Raw genomic sequence first — 7,764 nt, 5'->3', positions numbered from 1 at the left:
GCCCTTGAGCCCGACCTCGTGAATGAGAGCGCCGGCATGCAGCGCGCCGCCGCCGCCGAACGGCATCGCCATGAACCGCGCCGGATCATGGCCGCGTTCGATCGAGACGAGGCGGATCGCGCCGGCCATCCGCGCATTGGCGATCTTCACGATCGCTTCCGCCGCCGCCATCACGTCGAGGCCGAGCGGTTCGGCGATCTCCTTCCGGATCGCGGCCTTGGCGGCTTCGACATCGAGCCGCTGCAGCGTGCCCAGCGGCTTCGAGCCGTCGATGCGGCCGAGCACGAGGTTGGCATCGGTCAGCGTGGGCCGCGTGTTGCCCTGGCCGTAGCAGACCGGGCCGGGCCGGGAGCCCGCGCTCTCGGGGCCGACTTCCAGCAGGCCGCCGGCATCGACGCGGGCGATCGAGCCGCCGCCGGCGCCGATCGTCGTGATCTCGATCATCGGCGTGCGGATGACCATGCCGAAATCGATCGTCGTCTGGGCCGCCAGCGCAGCCTGCCCGCCGGCGATCAGCGAGACGTCGAAGGAGGTGCCGCCGAGGTCGCCGGTGATGATGTCGGGGTGGCCGGCGGCGCGGGCGACAGCCGCCGCCGCGATCACGCCCGCAGCCGGGCCAGACAGGGCCGTGCGAACCGGCAGGCGCCTCGCGGTCGCGGTCGACATCACGCCGCCATTGCTCTGCACGATATGGAAGCGGCCGGTGAACCCGTCGGCTGCCAGCGCATCTTCGAGCCGGCCGAGATAGGAGCCTACGACCGGCTGCAGCGTCGCGTTCAGCGCCGTGGTCGAGGCGCGCTCGAACTCGCGGATTTCCGGCAGGATCGCCGAGGAGCAGGCGATGTGCTCGTTCGGCCAGACCTCGCGGGCCGCTTCCAATGCGTCGCGCTCGTTCTGCGGGTTGGCATAGGCATTGATGAAGATGATCGCCAGCGCCTCGCAGCCCTTGGCGAGCAAGGCACCGGCGGCCTTGCGCACGGCCTCGCGGTCGACCGCGGTGCGGATCGTGCCGTCCGCCAGCGTGCGCTCGGGCACTTCGAGCCGGCAGTCGCGCGAGGCGGACGGCGTGAAATCGCCCCACAGCCCCCAGGTCTGGCGCCGGTCGCGGCGGCGCATCTCCAGCGCGTCGCGGAAGCCCGGCGTGGTGATGACGCCGATCTTCGCGCCCTTGTGCTCCAGCAGCGCATTGGTGCCGACCGTGGTGCCGTGGACGATCGAGGCGAGCGCCGCAACCGGGCCGAAGGTGGTGAGCCCCGCGATGAAGCCCTTTGCCTCATCGCCGCGCTGGGAGGGGACCTTGGCGGTACGGAAGCGCTTGCCCGCCTCGTCGAACCAGAACAGGTCTGTGAAGGTGCCGCCGACATCGACGCCGACGACGGCTTTGGCAGAGGAAGTCGTCATCAGCCGATCTCGATGTCCAGCTTGTAGGTCTCGCGCGCCGCCTCGGCGCTGATATAGCCGTTGGCGACATCGCGCCGCACGGCCTCGCGATCGCGCTCTGCGGGAGCGCCGTAACCGCCGCCGCCCGGGCTTTCGAGGCGCACGCGCTGGCCCTTGGCGATATGGATGTCAGCGATCTTGGTCACGAGCGGGGGAGATTTCGGCCCGTCATCGGTGTCGTAGACGAAGCGGTTCATGGCGGCCGCGCCGCCGCCGGCCACGCCGAAGGGCGGGAACTTGCCGCGCTCGCCGAGCAGGAAGACGTCGGCGCCGCTCTCGCTCAGCGCCTCGATCTCGTAGATCGCGCCGCAGCCGCCGCGATGGCGGCCGGCCCCGCCCGAGTCGGGTCTGAGAGCCCATTGGGTGAACATCACCGGATAGGCGGCTTCCAGGATTTCGGCCGGGGGAATCGTCGCGGTCGAGATCGGGTTGTTGCCGTGGTTGAGGCCGTCGCCTTCCGGATTGCCGCCCAGCCCGCCGCCGAAGAAGGAGAACATCACGAAGCGCGAACCGTCGTCGCGGTGGCCTGCGAGCGAGAGCGCGTTGATCGTCGCATAGGGCGAGCCGTTGGCGCGCTCGGGCGCGATCTGCGCGAAGACGCCGAACACCGTGTCGATGACGCGCAGGATCGTCTCGGTGTAGCCCCCGACGGGCTTGGGCGCGGTGACGCCGAGCAGCGTCGTCCCGGGGATGACGAAGGTGATCGGCTTCAGCACGCCGGCATTGGCCGGCACATGCGGGAAGATGTGCTTCAGCGCGACATAGCAGCAGGCGACGGCCGTGGAATAAGCGATGTTGAGCGGCCCGCGGCAGGGCGGGGCGGAGCGCGCGAAATCGAGCGTCATCGCGTCGCCCGCGACGGTGAGATCGAGCGCGATCCGCAGGGGCTCGTCGCTGATGCCGTCATTGTCGAGGAAGTCGTCGAAGGAATAGCGCCCGTCCGGCAAGGCCGCGATCTCTGCACGCATCAGCGCCTCGGCGCGGGCGCTGAAGGCGTCGAGCGCCGCATTCACGGTGCCGGCTCCGTAGTCGTCCAGCAGGGCCGAGAGCCGCTGCTCGCCGAGATCGAGCGCGTTGAGCTGGCCGTTGAGATCGCCCCAGTTCGATTGCGGCAGGCGCGAATTCGCGTTGAGGATCTCGACGATGTCGTGCTGGAACGCGCCCTTGCGGACGAGCTTCACCGGAGGGATGCGGAACCCCTCCTGGAAGCTCTCGGTCGCCTTGGCGTTGAAGTTGCCGGGAACATTGCCGCCGACATCGAGCCAATGGCCGACCGAGGCCAGCCAGCAGAACAGCTTCCCGTCGCGGAAGATCGGCCGCACCAGGCGCATGTCGTTGAGATGCGTACCGCCCTCATAGGGGTCGTTGAAGAGCCAGGTGTCGCCGGGCTCGTTGGCCGCGCCCGCCTCGACGCGTGCGATCACCGCGCGCACGGCGAAAGCCATGGCGCCGACGAAGATCGGCAGGCCCGAGGTTCCCTGGACCAGCGTGTCGCCGGTTGTCGCATGATAGAGGCCGTGGCAAGCGTCATGCGCCTCGGCGATGATCGGGTTGAAGGCGGAGCGATAGAGCGTCGCGTCCATCTCGTTGGCGATCTGCTCCAGCCGGCCCTTCAAGACCGCGAGCGTGACGGGGTCGAGCGTCGTGGTCACGGTTTGCCCTCATAGGCCTTGCCGGCGGCGATCATCTCGGGCGTGCCGATGACGGCGTTGAGCTGGTCGAAGTCGAACATGCGGTCGCGGAACGGATCGGTCGTGCCGTGCCCCTTGAGGCTGGCATAGAAATCCTGCGCCGCCCGGGCGAGCGCCCGTACGATCCCGCCGGGGAAGATCACCAGCGAAAAGCCCAGCTCTTCCAGCGCGGTGGTGGACTTGATCGGCGTACGCCCGCCCTCGACCATGTTGGCCATCAGCGGCAGCTTGTCCTTCAGCCCCGCGACGACGCGGGACAGTTCCTCGGCCGAGCCCGGCGCCTCGACGAACAGCATGTCGGCCCCCGCTTCGGCATAGGCATGGGCGCGCTCCATCGCCCTGTCGAACCCCTCTACGGCGATCGCGTCGGTGCGCGCGATCACGAGGGTTTCCGCGGAAGCGCGGGCGTCGGTCGCCGCCTTGATCTTGCCGACCATCTCGCCGGTCGGGATCACGCCCTTGTCGGCCAGATGCCCGCAGCGCTTGGGAAAGCTCTGGTCCTCGATCTGCAGGGCGTTGGCGCCGGCGCGCTCGAAGAGCCGCATGGTCCGCTGCATGTTGAGCGCGTTGCCGTAGCCGGTATCGGCATCGACGATCAGCGGCGTCGCGACGCGGTCGCGGATCATGGTGATGGTCTCGGCGATCTCGGCCATCGAGACCAGCCCGATATCCGGCCGGCCGAGACGGGTATAGGCGATCGAGGCGCCGGAGACGTAAAGCGCCTCGAAGCCGGCATCGGTGGCGAGCGAGGCCGTCAGCGCATCGTAGACGCCGGGTGCCAGCACGATCTGCGGCTGGCCGAAGCGAGCCTTGAGCGAGAACGTCATCAATCAGGTCCTGGTGATGGGTGCGGCGGCGAGCAGAGTGTCGAGCGCCGAAGGATCGGCCGCGCCCGGCAGGGCATCCACGGCGGCTATGATGGCCTCGGCATGGGATTGGCCCCAGACCGGAACGGCGAGATCGAAGAATTTCTGGCGCACTTCCGCGGGTGTGTACGGGTCCTCCGTATCGCCGCGATTGGTCATGGCCTGCGCCTGGAGCACGCGACCGTCCTTCAGCGTGATCGTGACCTTGGCCGGACGTAGCGCCGGCAGCTTCGCCGTCGCCTCCGGATCCTCGCTCACGAAGACGCGGCGTGCGAGCGCGCGGACCGTTCCATCCGTGCGGGCAGGCTCGCGGAAGGCCGGCACGGTTGCCGCGCCATGGACGATCGTGGTGGCGATCGAGAAGGGCAGCGAGAACTTCGCCGCCAGCATGTTGTGCGGCTCCTGGCCGGCGAGCTGGGCCGCCCAGATATAGGTCGCGACATCGATGCGCTCGATGGCGGCAGGATCGATCCGGCCTCCCTCCTGCAAGACGATCTCGGCCAGCGCGTCGAGCGCGCCATGATTGTACCGGCAGCAGGCATGGCGCTTGAAGTAGTTGCGCGCGATCTCCCAGCGCTGGCCAAGCTCCGCGACCATCTCGTCCGGGCGCCAGTCTTCGGCGATGACGGTGCCGTAGACCGTGCCGAGCCCGTCCGCCTCGCCGGTGAAGCCGGCGGCGACGAGGTCGGACACCATCAACCCGATCTGGTTGGAGAATCCGGCGAAGGAATTCCGGACCGTGCCGCCTTCCAGCATGGTGCGGCGGCTGGTCGAGAGGCCGAGCGAGGAGGCGACATTGATCGTCTCGATCATGCCGGCCGCATCGCGGCGTTCCAGCCAGGCGACGGCGACCGCGGCGCCGACCGTGCCCCAGGTGCCGTGCGGATGCATGGTGATCCGCAGCTTCGAGGCGATGCCGATGCGCGCGCCGATCTCATAGCCGAGCGCGATGGCGGTCACGATGTCCCGCCCGCTCGCCTTCGTGCGGAGGGCGCAGGCGAACACTGCCGGCACGACATGGATGCCGGGATGGCCACGGCAGAACTGGTTGCCCTCGTCGAGTTCCAGCATCGTGCCGGCCGTGCCGTTGAGGAAGGCCGCCAGGCTGAAGCTCGCGCGGCGGCCGGCGCCGATCACGGCCGCGCCGCTCGCCTCGTCTGTCGGCGCCATGCGCCGGGCGAGCGCGACCGTTTCCGGCTCCTGCGCGCCGGCCGCGATCGCCGCGATGCAATCGCCGACGACCTGCAGCGTGCGCGCGACGACCGCCTCGGGCAGATGCTCGTAGCGCAGGCTGGCGCAGAATTGCGCCAGTTCGGTCAGCCAGTTCGGCGTGTCGGGCCGGCGCATCACGGGTTCGGCTTTGACGTGGACGGTCATCGGGACCTCACAATCCGAGATAGGCGTGCTTGAGGGCCGGATCGGCGGCGATCTCGGCGGCAGGGCCGGCGACGACGATGCGGCCGTTCTCCATGACATAGGCGCGGCTCGCCAGTTCGAGCGACTGCACCACGTTCTGCTCGACCAGCATCACGGCAAGTCCATCCGCCGCGATGCGGGCGATCAGCGTGAACATCTCCTCGACCAGCAGCGGCGACAGACCGAGCGAAGGCTCGTCGAGGATGATGAGCTTCGGCTCGCCCATCAGGCCGCGGCCGATGGCGAGCATCTGCTGCTCGCCGCCCGAAAGCGTGCCGGCGGCCTGCGCCGAGCGTTCCCGCAGCCGCGGGAACAGCGTGAAGATGCGCTCCAGATTGGCCTGCCGGCCGGACTTGCCGCGCCGATAGCTGCCGAGCACGAGATTGTCGCGCACGCTCATGTTCGGGAAGATGCGGCGGCCTTCCGGCACATGGATCAGCCCGGCGGAGACGATCGCGGCGGGATTCCTGCCGCCGATCGCCTCGCCGAGGAAGCGGATCGTGCCGGCGCGCGGCGCGATCAGCCCGGAGAGCGCCCGGTTCAGCGTCGTCTTGCCGACGCCGTTGGCGCCGAGGACGGCCACGATCTCGCCGGGAGCGACATCGAGATCGATCCCGCGCAGGACATCCGTGCCGCCATAGCCGGCGACGAGGCCGCGAACCTCAAGCATCGGCGCCTCCGTTCGGCGCGGCCTGCAGCCGCTTGGCGGCGCCCTGCCCGAGATAGGCCTCGATCACGGCGGGGTGCGCGGCGATCTCGGCCGGCTTGCCCTCGGCGATCATCTTGCCCTGCGCCAGCACATGGATGTGCTCGCACAGGCTCATCACGGCCTGCATCACATGCTCGACCATCAGGATGGTGACGCCCCGGTCGCGGATCTGGCGGATGACCGGCAGCATGTCGCGGATCTCGGAGGGGTTGAGGCCGGCCAGCACCTCGTCGAGCAGCAGCAGCTTCGGCTCGGTCGCCAGCGCGCGGGCGAGTTCGAGGCGCTTTCGCCCGGCGACGGTCAGGGCCGCGGCCGGCTGGTCGAGCATGCCGCCGAGGCCGACGAGATCGGCGACCGCACGGGCCTTGGCCTGTGCATCGCTCCGGCGCGAATGGCGCAGATAGGCGCCGACCGCGATGTTCTCGACGACGGAGAGGCCGGCGAAGGGCTGCACGATCTGGAAGGTGCGGGCGATGCCGCGCTCGGCGCGGCGATGGGCGGGCAGGGCGGTGACGTCGGCGCCGTCGAATAAAATCGTGCCGCTGCTGGGCGCTTCGAAACCGGCGATCAGCGTGAACAGCGTCGTCTTGCCGGCGCCGTTGGGGCCGATCAGCCCGGTGATCGAGCCCGGCGCGACCTGGAGGCTGGCTGCATCGACGGCGACCAGCCCGCCGAAGCGTTTCGTCACGGCGTTGACGGTCAGCATCACGGCGTCTCCTGCGCCTTGCGGCGAACGAGGCGCTTGAGCAGACCCATGAGACCGTCGGGCGCGAAGGCGATGGCGGCGACGAGCAGCAGGCCGTAGAGCACGAGATCGATGCCAGGGATGCCGCCGGCCACGGCCTTGGCGAATTCGCCGAAGACATGCAGGGCAATCGCGCCCAGCACCGGCCCGAAGGCCGTGCCGATGCCGCCGACGATCGGCGCGATCAGCGCCTCGACGGAAATCCAGGCGCCATAGGCGATGCCGGCGTCGAGATAGAGATAATATTGAACGTAGAGCGCCCCGGCGGCACCCGTGATCGCCGCCGACAGCGTGATCGCCTTGAGCTTCACGGAGAGCGTGTCGACGCCGAGCGCCCGCGCCGCATCCTCGTTCTCGCGCACGGCCGTCAGCCAGGCGCCGAAGCGCGAGCGCGAGATCGCGATCGTCATCAGCAGGACGAAGCCGACCAGCGCGACCGCGATCCAGACGAAGGCGCCCCGGCTGGCGAACTGGAAGTTCTCGGGCCGCACGTCGAGCTTTACCAGCGTTCCCGCCGCGCCGCCGGTGAAGGAGGAGGCGTTTGCCAGAATGCGGAACACCTCGGCGAAGGCGAGCGTCACCAGCGCGAAATAGGAGCCGCGCAGCCCGGAGCGGAAGCTGAGGAAGCCGATGATCCAGCCGACGGCGGCGGCCAGCGCGATGCCCAGCGCAAAGGCGGCCCAGGCGTTGACGCCGTAGCGCGCCTGCAGAAGTGCCGCGCCGTAGGCCCCGGTGCCGAAAAAGGCGGCGTGGCCGAAGGAGAACTGGCCGGCAAGACCGCCGAGCAGGTTCCAGCCTTGCGCGGCGAGCGCGATGATCAGCGCGAAGACGACGAAGTTCAGCACCGTGTTCGCCTGGACGGCGAAAGGCACGAGCGCGGCGAGCGCGATCAGCGCC

General features: G+C 69.4%; 7 protein-coding genes. All 7 read right to left on the bottom strand.

Annotated elements, in window-relative coordinates; translation table 11 throughout:
• On the bottom strand, positions 1-1,401 hold a 1,401-nt coding region (locus JHD80_RS26240; protein WP_199093387.1), incomplete at its 3' end, for a hydantoinase/oxoprolinase family protein.
• Positions 1,401-3,092, bottom strand: a complete 1,692-nt coding sequence (locus JHD80_RS26235) for a hydantoinase B/oxoprolinase family protein (RefSeq protein ID WP_199093386.1) — start codon at positions 3,090-3,092, stop codon at positions 1,401-1,403. The genes JHD80_RS26235 and JHD80_RS26240, both read right to left, overlap by 1 nt.
• Entirely contained in the window at positions 3,089-3,958 is an 870-nt protein-coding gene (locus JHD80_RS26230; protein WP_199093384.1) for an isocitrate lyase/PEP mutase family protein, read from the bottom strand. The genes JHD80_RS26235 and JHD80_RS26230 overlap by 4 nt, the downstream gene beginning before the upstream one ends.
• A 3-nt stretch (positions 3,959-3,961) precedes the next feature.
• On the bottom strand, positions 3,962-5,374 hold the full coding sequence (locus JHD80_RS26225) for an MmgE/PrpD family protein (protein WP_248311790.1): 1,413 nt from the start codon (positions 5,372-5,374) through the stop codon (positions 3,962-3,964).
• Between the two features lie 7 nt (positions 5,375-5,381).
• Positions 5,382-6,083, bottom strand: coding sequence for an ABC transporter ATP-binding protein (locus JHD80_RS26220; protein WP_199093382.1), 702 nt, complete (start codon positions 6,081-6,083; stop codon positions 5,382-5,384).
• A complete protein-coding gene (locus JHD80_RS26215) occupies positions 6,076-6,828 on the bottom strand; it encodes an ABC transporter ATP-binding protein (RefSeq protein WP_199093379.1) in 753 nt (250 codons plus the stop codon). The genes JHD80_RS26220 and JHD80_RS26215 overlap by 8 nt, the downstream gene beginning before the upstream one ends.
• Positions 6,828-7,760, bottom strand: a complete 933-nt coding sequence (locus JHD80_RS26210; protein WP_248311791.1) for a branched-chain amino acid ABC transporter permease — start codon at positions 7,758-7,760, stop codon at positions 6,828-6,830. The genes JHD80_RS26215 and JHD80_RS26210 overlap by 1 nt, the downstream gene beginning before the upstream one ends.
• Between the last annotated feature and the right edge of the window lie 4 nt (positions 7,761-7,764).

This window comes from Allobosea sp. ASV33 (assembly GCF_016428755.1).
Classification (GTDB): Bacteria; Pseudomonadota; Alphaproteobacteria; order Rhizobiales; family Beijerinckiaceae; genus Allobosea.
This window is presented reverse-complemented; position numbering and strand designations above follow the sequence as displayed.

Coding starts and splice junctions, on each gene's coding strand:
- JHD80_RS26230 (WP_199093384.1), bottom strand. CDS start 3,958: ATGACGTTCTCGCTCAAGGCTCGCTTCGGCCAGCCGCAGATCGTGCTG.
- JHD80_RS26220 (WP_199093382.1), bottom strand. CDS start 6,083: ATGCTTGAGGTTCGCGGCCTCGTCGCCGGCTATGGCGGCACGGATGTC.
- JHD80_RS26215 (WP_199093379.1), bottom strand. CDS start 6,828: ATGCTGACCGTCAACGCCGTGACGAAACGCTTCGGCGGGCTGGTCGCC.
- JHD80_RS26225 (WP_248311790.1), bottom strand. CDS start 5,374: ATGACCGTCCACGTCAAAGCCGAACCCGTGATGCGCCGGCCCGACACG.